This is a genomic window from Paenibacillus sp. sgz302115, from assembly GCF_056120445.1.
Genome location: NZ_JBVYOK010000014.1, coordinates 93,862 through 115,464, shown reverse-complemented (window position 1 = coordinate 115,464; position 21,603 = coordinate 93,862). Strand labels below are relative to the sequence as shown.

The window sequence follows — 21,603 nt, the reverse complement described above, 5'->3', positions numbered from 1 at the left end:
TTAGTGGGAGAAAATCCAATTAGCGCTCATGAGCTGCATTCGAAAATTAGCAAAGATGCGCTGGAGCCGGAAATTGAGCTGAGTTGAGCCTCTACTGGTATTTGTGGAAGTCGATTCACTGTGGGTAAGGTGAGCGGCTGCTGGTTACCGGAATATATGCAAAAAAATCCTGAACAGCACGTGCCGCTAACCCGGCTTACCGTGCTGTTCAGGATCATGTGCGCAGCGCTTAACCCAAGCTGCTGATCTTATTTGGCTTTCTTGCCCGGACTTGGGCTCGCCGTGGGCGAAGGTTCAGCGGCTGAAGAAGCATCCACCCCAGCGCTCGGGGTGCTGTCTGTTACAGCACCCAATGCCGGCTGCAGGGTTAGCGTGTACTCCCCTGCCTTGATCACGTCGCCGGCGGCCAGCTTCGCGCCGGCCTCCAGCTGCACCGTCACCTCGTATGCGGATGCCTCCGGCACCGCTCCCGAGGCTCCCGGGCTTCCCTGCGCGGTGTCACCCGCCGCAGGTGAAGGCGTGGCCGCGCCGGCGTTCCCGCCCGCGGCCTCTTCGTTCACGGCGCCTTCGTTCGCGCCGTCAGCCCCTGCGGATGCGGCAGCGGCATCCGCGCCTTTGGCAGGCGCGCTCGCTTGCGCGCCGCCCTTGGACCCGGCGCCCGCTCCTTGCGCGGCGCCGTCAGCCCCTGCGGATGCACCAGCGGCATCCGCACCCGTGGGCGCGCTGGCTTGCGCGCCGCCCTTAGACCCGGCGCCCGCTCCTGCGGCGCCGTCACCCCCGGCAGGCGCGCTCGCAGACGCGCCGCCAGAGCCTGCGGCTGCATCGCCAGCAGCCGCCTCCGGCGAGACGACCTGGCAGCTGCCGGTCGTCGCCTTGACCTTGTAGTCCTCCGTCACATTGCCGGAGGACACTACGCTGATCTCCGCCGGATGAAAGGCGGAGCAGTCGGCGGCAGCAGCAAAGGTGAACACCAGGCTGCCGCTGGTTGCCCCGCTGCCAAGCCGGACGGTGGCGGGTGGCAGCCCGCCGGCCCCGTTCGTAGCGCTTGGCAGCGCGCTGCCTTCCGGCAGGGCAGTATCTGAGCTGTCCTGCCGGAGCATGCTGATTGTGATGATCGCAGCAATCAGCAGGACACCTATGACGCAGCCGGAGATCAGGATTTGAAATCGGCTGCGGCTGACCCACCGCGCCAGCGGCGAAGCCAGCTGGGAGCGCGCTTCGTTATAGACATTTTGCAGTGCCGGGCCTGCGGCGGAGACATAGCTTTTGCGGAAATCCCGGTTCTTGAACGCCTCGCGGTCACTGCTCGTGAAATATTTCAGAATCGCCCGCCGGTAGCCCGGCCATAGCTTCTTATTCGATATAGAAAATAGCGGTTTGCCCTGTGACCAGGCCAGGAAACGGTACACCTTCTCTTTGTCATTTCCCGCCTTGCGCTTCACCAGCTCCAAAAGCGTGTCATAATCTAGCGGCCCGTCCTGACGGTCACTGCTGTGATAAAAAGCCAGCGGCAGACGTTCGAACGGCTCGATGCTGCGCGACTCCTTCAGCCAGCGCCGTCCGAGCAGCTGCACATCATCCAGCTCCCGCGGCGATAGACCGACAAATATCTCTTCAGTCGGGTTCTCCTCCCCGAACCAGCGGTAAGCGGCCCGGAGAGCGCCCATCTTTTGCCGGGTAATTGAATCCAGAGGCGGCTGCCAATCAGCAACATCCCGATAGCGCAAAAAAGAAATCTCCAGCAACTGCTCCTGTGTCAGCTCGTCCAAAGACACCCGGCTCAGCAGGAAGCGGTCCGCCGCCGTTTCCAGCTCCTCGAGCAGCAGCATAGCTTCGGGATAGAGCCCGCTGCCTCTGCGCCGCTCTTTTTCGGCCTTGTCCACCGACTCGTGGATCGCCGCCACCGCCGCCACCGGATCACTCTCCTGCCGCAGCTTCTCCAGCAGATAGTCCTTCACGGTATCGCGGACAAAGGACTGCTGGAGCGCTTCCGGCAAAAACCTGCCCCAATGGGCCACAAACCGCAGAACCTCAGCCGATTTTGCCGCCGCCGACAGCCGAAGCTCCATATAAGGCTCCAGCAGCGCTTTGCGGAAGTATGGCTGGGCCAGCACTCTTTTGAAGAAGGACGCGCTTAGCTCATCATTGCTCTCGATAATGCCGTAAGCCGCCGACAGCGCATCTTCACGGCCCGCAGCCTGGGCATTCAGCATCCCGTTGATGAAATAATCGACGATTTTAACCCGGTAATTATGGCCCCTCAGCGTAAAATACTCCACAAACTGCTCCAGAATCTCCGGCACCGGAATGCCTTTCTGGCGGATCAGATCATATTCGCGGTCGAAGCGTTCCAGGAAAATATCGTTCAGCCGCACACGGGACGTAAGCGCCCCCTCCGGCTTCAGGTAGGACAGCAGTCCGCCCAGCACTGCCTGCTTATTCTCTGTGTACAGACTCTCATTGCCCTGCTCAATCTCATAAAATACGGCCAGCTCGTTGTACACCGCAAGCGACAGCTTGCGTTCCAGGCTCTCGCCGGTCAGCAGCGAGTCAGCGAATCTGGCGAAATCCTCAAGTCCGCGTCCCGGCTGCTGCAGCGTCTTCCAGGCCAGCTCAGCATACGGCTGACGCGAGTCGCCAAAGTCCGTATTCAGGACCCGTCCCGAAGCCAGATCGAACACAAAATCCTTCTCAATGCTGCGGTCACCAGGGCGGATTGAGCCTTTTTCAACAAAGGTCAAATGGATATATTTGCGGCTTTTCGGCTCATTAGCGTAAGTGATCACACCCAATCTGCGGCGGAAATCGTAAGGCAAAGCTGCGAAAAGAACCTCCGTCAGTTCCACCGCACGCCGGGACAAATCGGTTACCGGTACATCCAGGGCTACATATATTTTTTTCTTGCCTGCTACCGAGGACATCACTGCCTGCAGCAGCGCCTTGAACAAGTCTTCCGTAAATCCGAGTGTACGCAAGGTACTTTGCGGATCAACAGCTTGCCCCTGCTCAATTACAGGAATAGCCGCCAGCTCCGGCAGCTCCCCGCCCAGCTCTCCAGCATAGCTTTCGGCAAAATCGGCATGCAGAAAGGCCCGGTAGCCCTCCAGAATCTCCTCCGAACGAACCGGTGGCACCACAAAGTTATGAGCGAAAAAAGCGCTCCGCTGCCCGGTAAAATCCGCCGCCTTATAGCGGCTCTGTCCAAGCACCGTCTCCCCCGATTCCGTATGGAACAAATGCAGTGCGGCAGGATACAGCTCCTCATTCTTCTCTCCGCGCGCCGTAAGCTCTGCCGGAGCATCGTAAAGACAGAACGGATGCAGAATTTTTTTGACAAAATTATTGTCCAGACTCTCCGACTTCGCTACAGTGTCGAAGCCTTCTGTCCCCCGATACACGCCGCGGCGTTCCCGGGTGTACATCTGCTGGGTAATCTTGGACCCTGAAAATCTGTTCACGGCCCGTCGCTCCCCTCAATATAGTTCAGCTTATGCAGCAGCCAGATGAATGGCTCGTCCACGCGGATCGGGCTGACTACACCCTCTATCCGCTGATTCACCGGATTGCTGCCCAGCGCGGAAACGGCAAAATACCCCGTGTTCGCAAAATACACATCCATCGTATCCTTGAACGGACGGTCCACCTTCTCGATAAATCGGCGGATTTCGCCGTTGATATTATGGAATTCGTCCAGATTCAGCGTTTTCCGGTGCACATAGTTGTTGAACACATTGCTGTTGGACTTGATATAATCGCCGTCCTCATCCTTGAGCGAATGCAGCATGTCACTTTTGGCCAGCACAACCGCCGTTGGAATCTCGGTTTTGCTCTTCTCCTGGTAGGCGATAAAATCGCCGAACAGGGTCAGCACCACGTCGCGCGGCTCGTCATACTGCGACACCCATTCGCCCGGACGGTCACCTATATTGATGCGGATCTTTTCGCGGATCGAGCGGATCTGCAGCGGATCGACCATGAACAGGATTCCGGCGGAGTTTTGGATATGCTGGCCGTGCAGCCCAAGATAGTCCTGATCGACCATTCCCTCACCGGCCACATCAAAGAACACCAGTGTCAGCGGCGGCTTGGATTCATCCTTGAACACAAATTGAAAAATAAACGGCTCCTGCATCTTCTCCTTCTGCGTCGAGGCCAGCAGATCCCCCCGCTCGAACAGCGGCTCTTCGTACAGAGTGCGGAACTTGCGGCTGATCTCGGCATTCAGCGGCATGCAGGCTGCGTCAAAATGCCCCGCCGTCGTATGCTGCAGCGTATGAATCAGCGAGGTCATATACACCGACTTCCCAACCTGGGAAGCGCCGATGATCGAGATAATATTGCTCGGAACCTTGCCCGCAGTCACAGGCAGCTCGTTATGGCAGGACGGACAAAGCCGTCTGCGCGTAAGCACACCGTAGCGGTCGGTAAGTCCGGTCAGCACGTGATCTGTATAATGATGGTACTCCTCCGGAATATCCGCCGGATTCAGTATGGCTTCCATATCGTCAACCGTATCGAGGCCGAAGCGCTCGCGGTATTTGTTCAGCGCGTCGTCTTCGCCCAGCGCATAATTCTCATCATCCTCACGGCTGTGCATGGCCCGAAAGACCACATCGTCAGGCCCGAACCGGGTGAAGCAGTACGGACAGACAATATCGTAAAAAAGCGGCCGTGGCTGCGCTTGATTCTTCTTCATAAACCGGCTAAAAAAAGACATCTCTTGTCCTCCTAAAAGTTTTGCGGAAAATCCGCTTCTTCGGGAATGCTGTGCAGCAAAACTTGCTTCGGAAGCATATGCTTAAGTTTTGTGAGCGTCTGCTCCCTTGAATTTGCTTCGAACAAAACTCGCTTCGGAAGCATTCGCTTAAGTTTTGCGGAAGGTCCGCTTCTGCGAAAATGCTGTGCAGCAAAACTTGCTTCGGAAGCATATGCTTAAGTTTTGTGAGCGTCTGCTCCCTTGAGTTTGCTTCGAACAAAACTCGCTTCGGAAGCATTCGCTTAAGTTTTGTGAAAGATCCGCTTCTGCGAATTCATATTTGTGCTGAACACTCCGGCGGCCTCATGCCGCCCTGTTCCTGCGTCCAGCCCGCTGCATAGCTATAACTGCACTTTGTACAGCTATATTAACGCTCCTGCCTGCCGCCGCCCACTTAATTGTATTTCCTGCAGCTAACGAGGGGCAAAACGGCTAATTTGGGGTCAATCCCAAAATATAGGTGTACAAAGTACAATTAAAGGTTTGTTTTGGATAAATCGGCCACTTTTAGCTGTATGAAGTGCAGTTAAGTCCGTCCGCTTCTTAGAAGGCAGCGTGCATTAACTAAGCCAACCAGCACTGCCACCGTTCCGTTCCCTGTCACACCAGCGCAGCATCGCCCCATGACCGTTCACTCCGGCACCAGCTCATAATATAATCCGTACTTGCGGCCATCGGTGAAAAAGATCCGTACCGAATCCTCCTTGCCGATTTCAATCGGCGGCAGGACATTGCGTCCGGCAGCAAAATCTTGAACGAACGGGAAAAGCACGCCATCCTCCTTGGACGCCGGATGACCGCCCCGTTTTTTCACATAACACAGTACCTCCTTCGATACCGGCACTTCGGCCGTGATCGTCATATGTACTGTTTTTTGTTTGCCGAACAGCCCTTTTTTCTGCTGGACTGAATAATAAATCCGTGCCTTGCCCGCGCTGACCAGCGTCCGGTTCGCACCATCAAGCTGACGCACCAGCACAGTCTCCCCGTTATCGGCAAGCCGGGCATATACTGTATACTCCACCAAACCGATGTCATCCAGCCGGTCACGGTATCCGTTATTCGCTTTGTACTCCTCACGGGTATAGAGCTTCATGCCGGAAGGCGGAAGTTCTCCGCTATCCGGCGCTTCTGTGGAAGCTTTGTGAATGCATACCGCCTGCACGCCATCCGGCCAGCGCCATCGCAGCGTACAGAACCGGTCCTCCACCCGGGAAACTACATCCGTAATTGCCGGTGTGGAAGGATCAACCTCGGCGTACCTCATGACTGCATGCTCCTTTCGCTTTCTGCTTCACTTTCATTTTTGCCTTAACTTCACGGCCGACTATATAAGTTGAACTATTGATTTCCATATGGGCGTCTGGTCGTAACTCCGGGGAATGTTTGGACTTCCGGCCCCTGTTGTCTGCAGATTTCTTGATTTATACCGCTATTCGCGGTGGAAATCCGCAGACAAAGGCGGACGCTACCGCTCCTACAGTTCCAAACTTCCCCTCCGTCACTTCTGCCCTTTTTATGTTTTCTTTAGTTCAACTGATATAGCTTCATAGCCATCCAGCTTCAAAAACCTTTGCTGCCCCGGTTTCTCCGCGGGGATTGGAATCCCTCGGACGCGGACACGTCTGCGTTTCTTCCTCTTTTGCGGGAAAGACGCCCTTCTCCCACCGGCACAACAAAAGTAAACAAGGAGATAATGGCCGCTAGCACAAGCAGCGCAAGCAGACGTGTCATCGCGTCCCCGAAGGAATGGCCGTCCAGGCCAAATTCAAGAATCAATCCGGCGAACAGGCCGGACACCGCGCCGCCGATACCAAAACTCCGGGCCAGATGGCGGTTGTCAAACATAATGCCCAGCCCGATACCAAGCGCAGTTCCGACCAGCAGCAGCGCCAAAATCCGCACTCCCGCATAATACGGGCTATCCGCCGTCGAATCGCTGCGCACTGTAAGTAGAGTACGGTCGCCCAGGCGGTCATAGATTTGCTGGAACACATCGCCAAGACGGTTCGCATCCGTCACATCATAATACTGCCCGCCGGTTGCAGCCGCGATATCCCGCAGCAAAGTGGAACCCGACGGATCATCCAGCGCAAGACCGATGGTGTTCACAGCAATCCCACGGTTCACATAATCCGTCAATTCCTTTGAAGTATCAAATTCACTGAAGCCGTCAGACAGCAGGATTACCATTGCTCCCCGACCGGATTTGTTGTCACTGTTAATTACACCCATAGCTTCCGTAAGCGCTCCGCTGATGTTTGTGCCGCCTTCGGTGGTCTTCAAGTTACGGATTACAGACAGCACCTGCTCGCGGTTAGCGGAGCTTGAGAGTGAAACCAGCGGTTGAACCACCGTTGCGTCATGATTAAAAGTAACCACAGCCGCCTGATTGTCCTCATCCATCCGCTGAACCAGCGCTTCCGCAGCCGTATAGCGGCTGTTGCCCGGATCGCTCTGACTCATGCTGCCGGAGTCATCAATGACCATAACAACATCTTTAACCGGTCTTGCCCCGCCGAAATTGAGCTCATACACGAACTCCATCAGTGTGCCAACCGCGAACAGCATTACCAGCATCAGGGGCAGCAGCTTCCAAGACCACCCCAAATAACGCTGCTTCCACGACCAGCCGTTCAGTCTTGGCGAGATCATCTCCGCCAGCAGGCAGCCGAGCCCGACTCCAAGCGCCACAATAGCAAAATAAATGCCCACCAGCACAATCGACGGCAAATCATAAGGCCTTTGGTCCAGCAGCAGCTCGCCGAGAACAAAAGCAACTCCGCCGCCCAGCAGACTGAAGATGAGCAGGAGCAGATTAATTTTTCGCTGCATCGGTATTCATCCTTTCCGGGAGAAATTTATTTGAAATGGGCCTATTATCCGAAGCACGCAGCTGGTGAGGCCCACTTTTCATCCATTCGGTCAAGGCAGGCAGCAAGTTCAGTGCAAGTAATTCGTTCATGTGGCCACCGGGTTAGCCAAGCCCTATACTTAGCGGAAAGCTGTCTGCAGAATCCAGTTCTGAGAATGGCGGTTACGGATCAGCCAAACCCACTCGCCATCCTCAACTCAACTTGAAAAACTTCAGTGCAGCTAGCCGCCATTTTCACGCCAAAATCTTCCAGTTCAGTTACATATAATACAGTTACGGCTTCGGCACAGTGGTAACGGTGGCTTCGGTGTTAACAGCAGCACAGCAACACCGAACGCAGCCTCAGTGTCATTCTGTTGTATTTCGTACATTAGACAGCCATGCCGCTCTTTCGCGGCACTTCAGACGATGATATTTCATAGAAGGCCCTCAATTTGGCTTCGCCAAATTCGAGGCTTCCATAACAATGTCCTCTGTTCGGACATCGTTATTTCAGGATAGATTGGCTTCAAAAGGCGATCTATTTCTATTCTATTGCACTTCCTGCAGCAGAATAAATCATAAAAGCCACATTCCCGGCAATCTGCCGAATTCTGCTGTACAAAATGCAGCAGATTGCCGGGGCGAAGCAATATCGACTCATTCTATTGTACTTTTTACAGCAGAATGCAATTTTGCAGCAGTATTGTCTCGTTCTGTTGTACTTTTTACAGCAGAATGCAATTTTGCAGCAGTATTGTCTCGTTCTATTGTACTTTTTACAGCAGAACGCAATTTCGCAGCAGTATCATCTCATTCTGTTGTACTTTTTACAGCAGAACGCAATTTCGCAGCAGTATCATCTCGTTCTGTTGTACTTTCTACAGCAGAATGCCGGCTGGCGGCACTCGGGGGACGCTATCGCAGCATCGGGAGGCCACAGCCACTTGCCACAGGCGCAATTGCGCGGCTACCCCAACTCCGGCAGATGCTCCTCGGCTACGCCGTGCAGCCGGTACCCGCTGGCGGCATAGGTCTCATAGTAGACCTTGCCGTTGCGGTAATAAAGCAGATCCTCCAGATGGAAGCCGCCCATCAGGTTCAGCTTCTCGACCCCGCTTCTGCGCTGCTCGTGCACGAAGCCGAGCCGGTAGATGCGCGTTGTCTCATCTGCGCCGAGAGCATAGCGCAGGAATTCGGAGCTGCTGTCGCCGAAGAAATATTTCTCCTCATGGCGATGCTCCTGTGTGTATTCGAGCAGGCGGACGTTGATGCTCGCCTCCTCCTCCAGACTGCGGTAGAGCCGCTTGAACAGCTCCTCCTTGGAGAGGATTTCGCGGTTCTCGTAAGCAGCCGCAACATTGGCTCGCCGCAGCAGCTCCTCCTCAAAGGGCAGCGCGAATGCCTCTGCCGTAAGCAGCTCACGGCGGCACAGTTCAACCAGGCGTTCAACTGCCGCCGGGCCGCCCTGCCGGAGCAGCTCCGAGGCGCTGCCCAGGAAGCGGTCGCTAAAGAAGATGCCTGGGCCGCGCCGGGCTTCTATATCCCGCATGACCTCTTCCGTAACGGTCCGGTAGTACTCCATAATGTTCTGGTCCACCGTCCCGCTTGCGCGTCCGATGCCGTCAAGCGCCAGGTGCTGAAGCTCCTGCTCCAGCTCCTCCATCATCTGCACCTTGGCTTTGCTCTCAATGTGCAGCTGCTCCAGCGCCGCATCGTAGCGCTGGCATAATGCCAGCTCGCTCTCCAGGCGCAGCAGCTCGTATTTCTTGCCATATACAGCCTCGAACAAATAATGAATGAAATTGCGCACCGTCCGTTTGTCCAGCAGCGGCACACGCTGGAACGGCTGGCGCTCCACGCTCTCGGCGTAGAACTGCTCCAGCTCCTCCTGCGTGGTGAGAATGGCCGAGCGCAGCCCGGCCATATGCTGGCGCAGCGCATGCAGCACACTTCCCCCGCCTGCCTGCTCGGCGGTCCATTCCGCCAGCTGGTAGAACGTCAGCGGCGGAACCGCCTTCTCCTGGGCCGCCAGCACAGCGGCCCACTCGCGGGCAGGATGAACCTCCGCAGCCCGTCTGGCGGATACATCCGCGAAATTGCTGCGGAAATACGCCTGCCCGCCGTCGCCGAAGAGCAGCTCCTCCGCTTCGCGCAGCGACAGCGGCTTCAGCTCATTAAAGGAGGGACGGCCGTGGCTCATCAGCCCGGTCATCTCCGCAATTCCCGCTTCATCCGGCAGCAGGGCCGCCGCCCGGTCACGCAGAGACTCCGGCGCAAGGCCGAGATGCGCCTGCCGTTCGCGCAGACTGATTCCTCCGCCCGCTTGCAGCTCAGCGGCCAAATAATGAAAAGCATGGTACAGCACCGCCAGCGCGATTTGCCGGTTCGGTCTGCGCACCGCCGAGAATCCGGCGGAAGCGTAACCCTGCCTTCCGGTGCTGCCCCGGATGCCGCTTTTGAAGGTCATGTTGTTATAACCGCCATGTCCCGTAGCCGTATCGGTGACTGGACGGACGCGGTTCTTGAGCAGGCTGATGTGAGCGATAATCTCATAATTATCGTCCATGCCATGAGCGGACATCATGCCCCGTTCGTTTTTGTCCGAGAGCAAATAGACAAGATCGAACAGCGTGGAAGGGCCATGCGACACCGGAATGGACAGCCCATCCTCCGTCACCAGCAGCGGGGCGCTGAAGGTATACTCCGCCTGCTGCATCCCGTCCAGCTCACGCAGAAAAGCCAGCCCTACCGAGCTGGAATACCCGAAGTTGTCTCCTTGCTCCCGCTCGTTGATCAGTGCATACAGGTCGGTCTGCACCGACTTGAACGACTGGCTGAGCACGGCGCGGGCAAGCAGGGCAACCTCCGGCAGCAGCACATTAAGCGGGTCATCGACCCGCGTAATGATAGAGAGATGGATCACATCGAAGGAGGAATACAGCCGTCCGTAATCCGCTATGCTGTTGCCGAGCCGCCGCAGGCTCCGGTTCATTCCGGCCAGGAAGCGGCTGTCTTCATGAAACTCGCGGTAGACATCCTGGCGGACCGTACGGGGATCGCGCCCCGCCGTTACCGGTAGGTCCATGCTCATGACCCGCTCTCTTCGGCCTTCAGACTGCACCCGGCTCAAGTCACCAGCATTTCCAGCCTGAGTCTGGCTAACGCCGCCAGCATGGCCCGTTCCGGCGAGCGGGGCGGCATGCAGCGCCATTACACCGCCGGCGTTATCCCATTTCCGCTCGCAGCGTTCCAGCACCGGACCGATGGCCGGAGCCACCTTCTCCCCAAGGAACAGGAACAGCGCCGGGTAATGAATGCTGCTGCGGCCATCACCCTTGCTGCGCTGCGCTTCTTCCTGCACCGCAAATTGTTCTGCATAATGTATCGCCTGTGCCTTGATCATCGGATTACTTCAGCTTTCTGCGGATACTGCCGAGTTTGCCGGTCAGGCTCTTATAGAAGCTGTACATTTCATCGCCGTCCGCATGCTCCACCCGCTCATATTCCAGACTGTCGCGCGCTTCCAGGAAGGAGACATAAAGTCCTTCCAGCTTATACAGCAGCGGAGTGACATCCTCGGCAGCAGTCATTTCCCCGGCCCGGCGGGCCGCCTTGCGCAGCAAGAGGCTGCGGCTTTTCTCATCCAGCCCCCGGAAATGGCGGTAGACGGCAAACTCTACATAGCTGCGTTCCTTCATTAAATTGGCAAAAGGCTCCCACGCATCCTCGTCCTCGTCACGGTCATAGACGTAGAGCGCACCTTTTTTGGTGATGGTATCGGTGTACAGCGCCTCAATAAACTGGTCGAGCCACTTGTCTTCGTCCAGATATTGATGCAGAAGTCCCTCAAGCTCAGTTGCCTTGGCACTCAGGGCATCGTATTTAGCCAGCTCCTCACGGACGCGCGTAATCAGTTGCGGCGAACGGATCAGATTTTCCTGGGCCAGTTCCATGTTAATACTGCCAAAGATATCCTTAACTCCTTCGCGCTCCAGTCCGTTTGTCCGCAGCGACTTCAGCTCATCGGCAGCTTTTTTCACTTCACCAAGATTTGGACGCGGCAGGCCGAGCTGCAGATCATAACCGCTGAGCATTTTGTCCACATCGAACGGCTTCGTGAAGACAACCGAGAACCGGCTGCTCGTATTTTCATCGACGCCCTTCTCGACAATGACTCCGCTCTCCAGCGCTCTGGCAAAATCCGCCCGCACTCTGGCATTGTACTCACGGACACGGGGGTTGACATAGGTATCGCCCCAGGATTTCTCAGGGATCGGAGACGGCAGGTACGTCCAGTTGTCCTTGTCGGTCATTACCAGATGGCGGCCAATTCCTTCCTTGTCCAGAATCGTCCGTTCATAATTCTCCTCGAACACGCGAAGCGGCGTGTACACGAACAACGGTACCCCGTTGCGCGTATTGAGCCAGAAAATCCGGTTCTTCACTTCGCTCTCCTTGATGGTGAACTGGGATTTGCCCAGCGCGTTGTTCTGGTAATTGCGGATTCCCTTCAGGATGCCCGGCGCTTTGACCGGTACGGAAACGAATCCCCAGGACGGGAAGTGCAGACTGCCGGAGCTGTTGCTCAAGTGGAAAATCGGCACTGCATCCTCATCCAGCCGTCCGGCGATAATCCGCTCCACGAACTTGTCCAGCGGCTCCTCACGGCCGTATTTCATGACCAGGAACTCCTCCATGGAACGGGTAATCAGATCGCCGAACTTGTCGCTCAGGAATTCGGAGATCGAACGTACAATGTCAATCTCCTGCTCCTTGACCCAGCGTCCGGAATGCTTCAGCATCTCCCGGGTGAAATCACGGATCAGGTCATCGCCGTCCTTCTGGTCCATCACCTTGGAGATGGTGGACGCAATATCCGGCACGTTGACAATGTTCCAGTAATAGGTTTTGTTTCCTTTATGGTCAGCCTGCTCCTCGCCATTGATCAGAATATCGCCATTCTTCTCGAAGATGGTGCTGAGCGCGCTGAGAATCTCCGTAAACACGCCGTAAATCCGGCTGTTCTCTTCGTTCAGCAGCTCGAACAAATCCTCATAGAATTCGATCATCTGCTCTGTGCGTTCCACATCGGCATGCAGCCAGTATTCATTGATCTTGGCTTCAATGTAAGCATTCTTCTTCTTCTCTTTGGAGACAAAAGCGCTCCGCGCATCGCCCAGCTTCTCCTGTGCGCTGTCCTGCGCCGCCTCGATGTCACGCGGCAGACGCAGCAGGCTCTCGCGCAGCGCCTCGATATAAGACTGGATCAGCTTCAGAATGCAGAAGCCTTTCTCGGTATAGAGCAGCCGCGACACATAGAACGGACCCTGCTCGGGATGAAGGAAGATGCGCTCCAGTTCTTCACCGAAGCGGCCCGTAATCTCACCGGGCAATTGCTTCTTGGACTTGATGTATTCCTCACGCGCTCGAGCCAGAAAGTTCTGCTCCAGCTCCGTATCCATGTCCACCACCTGATGCTTGATGACATTGCTGTGGTTCAGGCGCTCGCTGTTCTCATAGCCGGGTAGCGGCTCCGGCACGCGGGCCTCGAAGGTTTTGATCATGCTGTCAAGATCAATGCCGAGCTTGCGCGCCAGCTTTTCCACATCCTCCTGCCCCGGAGCCTGCCGGAACATCTTATCCATCTTGTCGAACAGGCGGAACGCCAGATAAGTAGTCATTTCCTCAATCGGCAGCACTGCCGACGAAGCACCGATAATGTTGTATTCATAATTGGCAGGATACGTTTTGTTCATCTGCGCAATGTTGGTACGTATGTTGCTGATATAGTCGTGGATGGCGAATTCCTCGCCCGACTGCTTTTCCTCGCTGGCCATGAAGTTCGTGATGTTCTCTGCCGTCACATTCATGCAGTAGTCATAGGCGCTCTCTAGCAGCTTGCCTTCGGTATTGGTCGCAGAGATCAGATGGCACAGATTGAACGGAGGCAGCGGCGAATTGACGGTCAAAATATTGCCGTACTGCTGGCGGAAACGCTCGCCCCGGCTGTCCACATTCATCCAGTAATCCAGCTCTTTAAGCGCTGCGTATCCGTTCTTGCGGATATATTCGCGGGTATGCTCGCTGAGGCTCTTGTTCGCCAGATTCACATCCGGCGTGAACAAATAGCCGAGCGTGTTCACGCGGTCGATACCGGCTGAGCCGTAGTCGCGTTCAATAATCCCGCGCACAATATATGCGATATCCAGAAAAGTACCGCTGCCTGTTCCGCCCGATAGCCCGGTAAGCAGGAACACCATCAGCTTCTTGCTGGTTCCGACGGACAGCGTCTTAATCTTCTTGTCGATGGCCGCTACGACCTGGTTGATCTTCGTGAACAGCAGCAGGCGTCCGGCCTGACGCACCCCGGCGGCTCCGTTCATGCCATCCGTAATGCTCAGCTCCGGCGACAGCCATTCCGTGATATAAGGGTCGAGAATGCTGCGGTTCTGCAGCAGTCCGCCGATCTCGGCGTTGGCCAGCAGCACGAATTCATTCTGCGGGTCGAGGCCGATGCCTTTGTATTTTTTGCCGCGGTCCTGTTCATTCGTCTCGAACGCCAGAAATTCCACGTTGTCCGGCTTATCCCGTTTCTTCTTGGACAGCGGGTCTTCAGGCAGCTTGAAGCGTCGGTTAATCTGGTATTTCAGACGCAGCAGGGCGTCGATACCCGTGCCGCCAAGGCCGATGATAAGGATCGGGTTGTCAATGGTGTCTACTCTGATTTTGTCGCTGACGATTCCTCCGCCAAGCGATACGTCGAGCTGTTGAATATGCTCTCTTACTACCGGTTTCATAAGTGCTCCCCCTTATATCAAATACTCCAATAGAATCGTCTTATCTACGGTTGCCAGCGCCACGGAAATACGGTCGCCGCTCTTCAGCTCCAGGCCGCGCGAGGTATCGGCAGTACGTCCGGATCTCTCAACTGAGAGCCCCTCACCGCTGCGCAGCAGCAGCCGGTCATTGTTGCCTGGAGTGAATACAAGCTTCTCGCTTTCCTTCAGCTCCGGCGCGAGCTGCAGCAGTTGGTGAAGCGTGAACTTGCCCCGGAAGGCCGAGAGCTTCTTGTACTGCGGATAGGTTTTCTCGCCGGTGTTGCCGTCAAGCACCTCCACCACCATTTGCCCTACAAAGCCGCGGTTAGATTTCTGGCGCATCAGCCACAGCACCACACCCGCCGCCAACACCAGCACGATACCGCCAATAATATAGTAGAGCGTCTTGGAGGCAGGCTTCTCTTGCGCAGGCTCAGTGCCGCTCGTTCCCGAAGCCGGGCTTGTAGCCACCGCTCCCGTCTTGGTGTTGATCTTGAGAATATCGCTCTCGCGGTAGAAGCTGCTCTCCTCTGCACGCACCTTCAGCTCATAATTGTGGCTCTCTGCAATCTTGAAAGAGCCCTTGAACTCCGCGCCGGAGTTATCCATCGGAAGCTCCTGCACCTTCCCCGTATCCATATCCGTAGCCAGCAGCACCGCCTTCATATCTTGATACAAATTGCTGAGCGTTACCTGAGCTCCATTGCTGAACAGGTGCGAGGAGATGTCTATGGTATCGCCCTTCTTGTAGGTCTTGGACGGTAAGGCATCAAGCTTAAGCTCCAGATCATAGTTAAATACGAGATTGATATCAATCTTGTCTTTTGGCACGCCTTTCACCTGAAGCTTCCAGTCCCCCTGCGCCGGCGACAGCAGCTTGATCAGGCTGTAGGTGCTGGATTTGGAGAGCAGGACATTGCTTGATGGAATGGCCACTTCTTTGCCGGAGGGGTCAGTCAGCTTGGCGGTAACAGGCTTTGCGGACATGATCGAGATATTAGCCTCCAGCACACTGCTGTTGGGAACATTTACCGTAACGTCCTGATAGCTTCCATTCGCCGTAATGGACTGCACCGGCACAATCTTCAGCTTCAAATGGCTGGCAAAAATCTCGCTGAGAATCTGCGGCAGATCATCCGCTGAATCCGTTACGAAGGTCTTGCCTCCGGTCTTGTCAGACAGCCCGGCCAGAATCTCTTTGTTCAGCTTGCCGTCGGCGTTGAGTCCTATCGTATAGACCGGATAACCCTTCTGCTTGGCGGTGTTCACCGCAGCGTCCAGCTCCTGATCGGACTGGCTCTGGGTGCGGCCGCTTGCTTCATTGAGGTCATTGTTGCCGTCCGCCAGCATCACGATCATCGGCTCATGGGTCTTATCACTGCCGTTCTCCAGTACCTTCACGGCCTCTTCCATGCCGACGGCAATGTCCGTATAAGCTCCACGGTCAAGGCCGTCAATGAAATCCTTCAAATCCTGCTTGTCGCTCGCAGAGCCGATCTGCAGCAGCGCCTTCTCCCGCTGCACCTTGTCGGTATAGGCAACAATGCCGACCTTATCTCCTTGAGCGGACAGCATATCTATGAACATCTTCATCGCTTCATTCGCGATCTTGTTCTTATCACTCTTATTCATGGAGTTGCTGACATCAATCAGCAGTACAGCATCAATGTGGGATGGCGCCGGTGATGCCGCGCTGGCTCTCCCGGCCGCAAACGGGGCGGCGGTGATGCACAGCATCAGCAGCAGCGGCAGAATACGCCGCAGCATGTTCTTGGATGTACTTGAAATACGAAGCTGTGTACGAAGCATAAATAGGGCTCCTCTTGTATTAAATTCGGCTCCTGTGACAGGGCCGGCAGCATAGCTAAATTCTGTCAATAGCATGCCATTATGATATAATTAAACCTTGTAAACTTCAACTTTAGGACCGCAGGACCGGGACCGGAACGATGACATGGACATTCTAGCACGCGTTCATCAATTAAGTATAAGCCGCGTTTCTGAATGTTCGGTAAAAAAAGCGCCGACTGATTGCAGCCAAAAGCTTCCGGCGTTTGTCCGGCATCCCGGTAGGCCATGCTTCCAAGAAGAAAGGAAGAGTTCCATGATTTCATACGTCATTCTCGGGATTACGTTTCTCTATGCCGTCATTCAGATTCTCATTTATGCTTCACGCAAGCGCAAGCCGCTTACCCGTGATGACATCGACGAGCGGCTGCTGGCCGCACTGAACGGAGGAGACCATGCCCGTAAATAAGAAGAAGCCCGTTACCTTCCGGCCCTTCAAGGCCCCGCGTTATGTCACTGACAAGCTGCGCATCTGCCGCCGCTGCGGCCGTTATACCGCGCTCGGTGAAGAACGGTGCGGCAAATGCGGCAGCGCCTCGCTGATTCCGGTAGAGAAGCAGGCCGCAGCCCTTGCCGGACGCAAAATGCACACCCGGCTCCTGTTCATCCTTCTGCTCACCCTGGGCTCGGTCTATTTCGGCCAAAGCCTGGAGCAGATGGTGCTGTGCGGCGCCGGCGGCATCGTGCTGGCCGGACTGTTCTACTATACGCAGCGCAAAGTGCGGCAGAACGAAAATCTGTACGCGCTGAACGAGCTGCTTGGCAAGAGCATCGACAGAATCTGGGATGGGCTGGAAATCAACCGTCAGGAGGCAGTCTCCGTGCTCCGCGAAAATGATGTGCTGGCTTATGAGAAGCTGCGCGAAATCTCCATCCTGCTGCGCGGCGACCGGATCGCCCGCCAGCGCGTTGCCCTGCTGCACGGCTTTCAGCTCCGCAAGGACATGTACCTGGAGCTTGAGCAGCTGCTGCTCAAGGATTTCGAGCCGCTGCTCGCTGAATATATCGGCGAGATTGCCAAGGTGCGGCCCGACCTTATCAAGGACCGCACACTGCGCTATGTCAAAGCCTACGAGGTGCAAATCCTCGAGATGAACAACGGCGTTGCCATTCTGGCCGGCGTCGCCGGAGCGGCCGTACGTCTGAAGCGTTACGCGCTGCTCTATTCCGGTATGATCGGAAGATACCTGGAGGAATTGCCCAGGGACCGTTTTCTGCGTTTATCCAAAATGATCACCGCCAGTCCCTACGAGGCCTGGAACGGGCTTGATCTCAGGGTGGCGGAGGTCCGTGAAGCTAAATACCGCTGGGACCCGGATTTTTGACTAAGTTAAAGAAATCAGCCTTATATTTGAACGAAGGGGCTATTATAATATGACGTTCAAACAAGCCATATCCCTGCGCAATATTATGATCATTCTGTGTACAGTGATGCTGGTGCTTCTGGGGCAGAAGGTTCTGCGGCTCGACAGCAAGCTTGCGGCTGTCCGGGAGGCTGAGCGGCTGTACGCCGCCGGAGACCTGATTGCCGCCGAGAAACAGTTCCGCCTGGCAGCCGCGAATTCTTCCATTATGTACAAGGAATATCTGATCGCCTCAAGGCTGCAGGAGCTGGCTCCGATCACAACTATCCGCAGCAGGCTGGACACATTGGTATTAATGATAGAGGATCAGTTGACCACTAAAAATTTCACCGGATTTATGGAAAGCTACGCCTCCCTGTTCAGCCTGAAAAGCCAATATATGATATCAGGCGGACCCTATGAGTCCTATTATCGCCGCCTATCTGCGGAGTCTGGCATTTCAGACCAGTTCACTGCAGGGTTTCAGCAGTTCAAGGCACAGTTTCTTGCCGGGCTTGCGGCGAGCCAGAGCGGCATAGACAATGGCAGCGGCAGCACCAATGCTGACACCGACAGCTTCAAATGGAGCCTGCTTCGGATTCCCGATGCATATTTCGGAGGTGCGAAGGCCAAAGAAGAACTGCTGGCCGCAAAGTTCAAGGCGCATGATACCGCCAGGCTCACAGCTCTGGCGGCAGCCGGCAGCTTCAGTCTCCTGCTGGACAATGCCTTGTCTCTGACGGAAGCGTACAGCAGCCACAGCTACAATGCGCCTTGGGTGGGACAGCAGGCAGAAGACAGTGCAAAGACAATCCTTCGCAAGGATGTCGATGCTGAGCGTATTGCCGCCTTCTCCGGGCATGCCGTGGCTTACCGCAAATACGCCGCGTCGGCTGGCCTGGCCTCCTCCAAGGTGCTGTCCCTGATCGACAGCAGCACCGCGAAGCTGCTCCGAAGCGCTGCGCGAATGGTCCGGGGCGGACAATACGCGGAAGCGATCCGGCTCTACGGGGACCTGTCCCCACTTCAGAATACGGCGGCGGAAATAGCCGCCGCACAGGCCGCTTGGAACACCGCCGAGCCGGTCCGTCTGCTTCCCGGCGGCGAGGAGCCGGGCAAATATTCGCATGTGGTCACCGTCAATGGGCGTTACGGCGTGAAGCTTGCCGTAGCCGGAACTGACAGCAGCGGACGCCTGTATTACGCGGACATGAGTGACAACAGCACCGTCTCCACACGGACCGGAGATATTATTCCGGATTATGAAACCCTTAGCAGCCTTGCTTTTGATGACTCGTTGTCCGCCTACTCCAAGTTCCCGGTTGTGGTGGCTCAGGGTAGCCGCGAAGACGGACGGACCGCTTTTACCGCCTATACGATCCGGCCAGAAGGTATTTCCCTGCTCTTTTCCTTTGCCGGCAGCGGATACGAGCTGCAGCCGGGTGACGGCTCTATCCGCGTAATGAATGCCGATACAGGCGATGGCATCAACGGACAGACAGCGGTGTACCGTCAGACTAACGGCAGCTACCAATTCTCCGAAATCTACCAGGAGTATCCGGTGATTGAAGCCGCTGATCTGGAACTTCACCCCTTTGAAAAAGTATCCTTGAAGCTCGATATTTATATCGATTCCGCCGGAAGAGCCGTGTCCAATTCAGGCGGGCGTTATATTGTGCTTCAGGGCAATGTCGGCCAGACAACTGGCCTGGCGCTGGCCACCGGACAGTTCCAGAATAGCTACGACTATGCGGAGACTGACGCCGGAGAGCAATATGTACCTGTTTTTGTCGTAGAGACAGTGGGGAGTCTGAGTCTAACCCCTTAAGACCAAGCAGCAATAGGAAATGGCAGCGGAGTGATGCACCCGCTGCCTTTTTTTGTCTGCCGTAATGATTTCATTATTTTTTCATTTTTACGGGCTATAATGAGCCATATAAGCGCTGCAGAGGAGGCAAATATGCGGATTCTATTGGTCGAGGACGACACCAAGCTTGGATATATGATCCAGTACAAGCTGCAGCTTGCGGGGCACTTGACGGAATGGGCACGCAATTCGGATGAAGCGGAGCTGTTCTTTTCCACTGCGGAATTCGATCTGTACATCCTGGATTGGATGCTTCCCGGCAAAACAGGCCTTGAGCTATGCAGCCAGCGGCGGCGCCATAACGACAACACAGCCATCCTGATGCTGACCGCACGCGGCGAGGTAGAAGACCGTGTCAGCGGGCTGCTGACGGGGGCCGACGATTATATGATCAAGCCTTTCGCCTTTGAAGAATTGTTGGCCCGCATCACCTCTCTGGACCGCAGAAAGCAGACCCGGGGTTATATGGAAACGTATGCGGTAAGCGGCCTGCGGCTGAGTCCGGCCACGCAGGAGGCAGAACGTGAAGGTGTCTCCTGCCTGCTAACCAATCGCGAGTTTCAGCTTTTGGAGTTCTTGGCCCGGCATCCGGGTGAGGTGCTCTCCCGGGAGCGGATTCTTAATTATGTGTGGGGCAATGATGCCGATGTGACCTTGAATGCGGTGGATGCCGTGATCAAGCTGCTGCGGAAAAAAATAGACGACCCCTTCCCTGTGAAGCTGATCCTAAGTGTGCACGGAAGAGGCTACCGTCTGGTGGATACCGGAGTTGAGCAGGATGATTCCTAATACCCGCAAGCAATTAACGGTCTTTTACAGCACCATGATTGGATTGATTCTGCTCATTATGGCGGTCTCCTTCTACTGGGTATTATCGGATGTGGTTCACAGGGATGAGCGCCACAATCTTGAATCAGCCGGACAAAAGGCCGTGGCCGAATGGCTTAATCAATCACCGCACCCACAAGATGCGGAGGAAGTCCGGGAGCAGCACCAGGCGGACAGCCGCCGAATGGAATGGGAGTATCTGCAGAGTGACCAATTTGTTGTTATTACCGGCCCCGCTTGGACAATCTCGGCTCATTCCTCTGAGGGCGCCAACCCGCTGCTCACACCTTCCTTTCAGCAGCAACTGGATGCCAATAACGATAAAAGCTACCTTCATCTAAGCAGTACATCCGGCAACAATCAGACGGTTTATGCGGTACTGCGGGTCGCGACCGGTGATGCAAGCAATCACACGCTGCTTATCGGGGAAGATGTTACCAAGCAGGAGCATTTATTGAAGGAGATGAAGCTGCTCCTCATCGCAATTACCGTTCTTCTGCTGGCGGCGGCTACAGTCCTCGGGTATGTGCTGGCCGGTCATGCCATGCTTCCCGTCAATCATGCATTTACGAGGCAGCAAAAATTCACGGCTTTCGCCTCACATGAGCTAAGGACACCCTTAAGCGTGCTTCAACTATCCGTGGACATTCTGGAAGAAGAGCGGCACAAGCTGTCGCCGGTCCATCAGACCGTGCTTCAGGATATGAAGGAAGAAATAGCGCGCATGACCACTTTGACCGGACAGTTGCTTACGCTGGCCAGAAATGATTCACCTCTACAGTCCTTGAGACAGGAGGCCTTCGACCTGCAGCGCAGTCTTTCATTCGCTGCCGCGCGAATGCAATTAATGGCAAATGAGAAAAACATACATCTCCAGTTGAACCTGGGAAACCCGTTAGAAGCCTTTACCTGTATGGGGAACAGCGAGCAGATTGACCAGGTGCTGTATATTCTTTTGGATAATGCGATTAAATACTCGGCAGAAGGGGGGACAGTTACGCTGGGGATCACCCGGAATGATAACGATACCCTGAGCCTATCCGTTCAGGATACGGGCTGCGGAATTCCCGAAGAGGATATTCCCCATTTGTTCGAAAGATTCTACCGTGTAGACCAGGCCCGTACAAGAGAGCATGGCGGCACCGGACTGGGACTTGCCATTGCTTCTGAAATTGTCGGCAGGCACGGCGGCAGAATTATGGTAACAAGCGTTCTTCAGCAGGGAAGCACCTTTACCGTCATCCTCCCTGAAGCCAAACGCACACTTAGATAACCACTTTGACCAT

General features: G+C 55.5%; 12 protein-coding genes. 5 read left to right on the top strand and 7 right to left on the bottom strand.

The genetic code is table 11. The features are described 5' to 3' along the window. Positions 1 to 248 precede the first annotated feature (248 nt). The 7 genes from AC0LWN_RS22950 to AC0LWN_RS22920 form a co-directional block, all read right to left on the bottom strand. Positions 249 to 3,458, bottom strand: coding sequence for a GAP1-N2 domain-containing protein (locus AC0LWN_RS22950; protein WP_474669424.1), 3,210 nt, complete (start codon positions 3,456 to 3,458; stop codon positions 249 to 251). Next, a complete protein-coding gene (locus AC0LWN_RS22945; protein WP_474669422.1) occupies positions 3,455 to 4,717 on the bottom strand; it encodes a hypothetical protein in 1,263 nt (420 codons plus the stop codon). The genes AC0LWN_RS22950 and AC0LWN_RS22945 overlap by 4 nt, the downstream gene beginning before the upstream one ends. 670 nt (positions 4,718 to 5,387) lie before the next feature. Continuing rightward, positions 5,388 to 6,023 carry a beta-mannanase gene (locus AC0LWN_RS22940; RefSeq protein ID WP_474669420.1) on the bottom strand — a complete coding sequence of 212 codons (636 nt, stop codon included), beginning with the start codon at positions 6,021 to 6,023 and terminating at the stop codon, positions 5,388 to 5,390. Between the two features lie 296 nt (positions 6,024 to 6,319). Then, positions 6,320 to 7,591, bottom strand: a complete 1,272-nt coding sequence (locus tag AC0LWN_RS22935) for a vWA domain-containing protein (RefSeq protein WP_474669418.1) — start codon at positions 7,589 to 7,591, stop codon at positions 6,320 to 6,322. A 989-nt stretch (positions 7,592 to 8,580) separates the two neighbouring features. Next, complete coding sequence (locus tag AC0LWN_RS22930) at positions 8,581 to 11,016, bottom strand: FtsZ/tubulin family protein (RefSeq protein ID WP_474669416.1); 2,436 nt, start codon at positions 11,014 to 11,016, stop codon at positions 8,581 to 8,583. Between the two features lie 4 nt (positions 11,017 to 11,020). Next, a complete protein-coding gene (locus tag AC0LWN_RS22925) occupies positions 11,021 to 14,410 on the bottom strand; it encodes a tubulin-like doman-containing protein (protein ID WP_474669414.1) in 3,390 nt (1,129 codons plus the stop codon). A gap of 12 nt (positions 14,411 to 14,422) precedes the next feature. Beyond that, complete coding sequence (locus AC0LWN_RS22920) at positions 14,423 to 16,198, bottom strand: vWA domain-containing protein (RefSeq protein WP_474669523.1); 1,776 nt, start codon at positions 16,196 to 16,198, stop codon at positions 14,423 to 14,425. A gap of 337 nt (positions 16,199 to 16,535) precedes the next feature. Here AC0LWN_RS22920 and AC0LWN_RS22915 point away from each other — a divergent pair, with 337 nt between their 5' ends. The 5 genes from AC0LWN_RS22915 to AC0LWN_RS22895 all read left to right on the top strand — a co-directional run bounded on the left by AC0LWN_RS22915 (position 16,536) and on the right by AC0LWN_RS22895 (position 21,590). After that, complete coding sequence (locus AC0LWN_RS22915; protein WP_474669412.1) at positions 16,536 to 16,688, top strand: hypothetical protein; 153 nt, start codon at positions 16,536 to 16,538, stop codon at positions 16,686 to 16,688. Continuing rightward, the gene (locus AC0LWN_RS22910; protein WP_474669410.1) at positions 16,675 to 17,604 is read left to right on the top strand and encodes a hypothetical protein; all 930 of its coding nucleotides are present in this window, start codon (positions 16,675 to 16,677) and stop codon (positions 17,602 to 17,604) included. The genes AC0LWN_RS22915 and AC0LWN_RS22910 overlap by 14 nt, the downstream gene beginning before the upstream one ends. A gap of 49 nt (positions 17,605 to 17,653) precedes the next feature. Then, the gene (locus tag AC0LWN_RS22905; RefSeq protein WP_474669408.1) at positions 17,654 to 19,450 is read left to right on the top strand and encodes a hypothetical protein; all 1,797 of its coding nucleotides are present in this window, start codon (positions 17,654 to 17,656) and stop codon (positions 19,448 to 19,450) included. 132 nt (positions 19,451 to 19,582) lie between these two features. Then, positions 19,583 to 20,278 carry a response regulator transcription factor gene (locus AC0LWN_RS22900; protein WP_474669406.1) on the top strand — a complete coding sequence of 232 codons (696 nt, stop codon included), beginning with the start codon at positions 19,583 to 19,585 and terminating at the stop codon, positions 20,276 to 20,278. Further along, positions 20,268 to 21,590 carry a sensor histidine kinase gene (locus tag AC0LWN_RS22895; RefSeq protein WP_474669404.1) on the top strand — a complete coding sequence of 441 codons (1,323 nt, stop codon included), beginning with the start codon at positions 20,268 to 20,270 and terminating at the stop codon, positions 21,588 to 21,590. The genes AC0LWN_RS22900 and AC0LWN_RS22895 overlap by 11 nt, the downstream gene beginning before the upstream one ends. Positions 21,591 to 21,603 lie beyond the last annotated feature (13 nt).

What these genes read in the sequence shown, in the direction of transcription:
- AC0LWN_RS22925 (WP_474669414.1), bottom strand. Translation starts at nt 14,410, where the DNA reads ATGAAACCGGTAGTAAGAGAGCATATTCAACAGCTCGACGTATCGCTT.
- AC0LWN_RS22920 (WP_474669523.1), bottom strand. Translation starts at nt 16,198, where the DNA reads ATGCTGCGGCGTATTCTGCCGCTGCTGCTGATGCTGTGCATCACCGCC.
- AC0LWN_RS22905 (WP_474669408.1), top strand. Translation starts at nt 17,654, where the DNA reads ATGACGTTCAAACAAGCCATATCCCTGCGCAATATTATGATCATTCTG.
- AC0LWN_RS22930 (WP_474669416.1), bottom strand. Translation starts at nt 11,016, where the DNA reads ATGATCAAGGCACAGGCGATACATTATGCAGAACAATTTGCGGTGCAG.
- AC0LWN_RS22895 (WP_474669404.1), top strand. Translation starts at nt 20,268, where the DNA reads ATGATTCCTAATACCCGCAAGCAATTAACGGTCTTTTACAGCACCATG.
- AC0LWN_RS22935 (WP_474669418.1), bottom strand. Translation starts at nt 7,591, where the DNA reads ATGCAGCGAAAAATTAATCTGCTCCTGCTCATCTTCAGTCTGCTGGGC.
- AC0LWN_RS22945 (WP_474669422.1), bottom strand. Translation starts at nt 4,717, where the DNA reads ATGTCTTTTTTTAGCCGGTTTATGAAGAAGAATCAAGCGCAGCCACGG.
- AC0LWN_RS22940 (WP_474669420.1), bottom strand. Translation starts at nt 6,023, where the DNA reads ATGAGGTACGCCGAGGTTGATCCTTCCACACCGGCAATTACGGATGTA.
- AC0LWN_RS22900 (WP_474669406.1), top strand. Translation starts at nt 19,583, where the DNA reads ATGCGGATTCTATTGGTCGAGGACGACACCAAGCTTGGATATATGATC.
- AC0LWN_RS22915 (WP_474669412.1), top strand. Translation starts at nt 16,536, where the DNA reads ATGATTTCATACGTCATTCTCGGGATTACGTTTCTCTATGCCGTCATT.
- AC0LWN_RS22910 (WP_474669410.1), top strand. Translation starts at nt 16,675, where the DNA reads ATGCCCGTAAATAAGAAGAAGCCCGTTACCTTCCGGCCCTTCAAGGCC.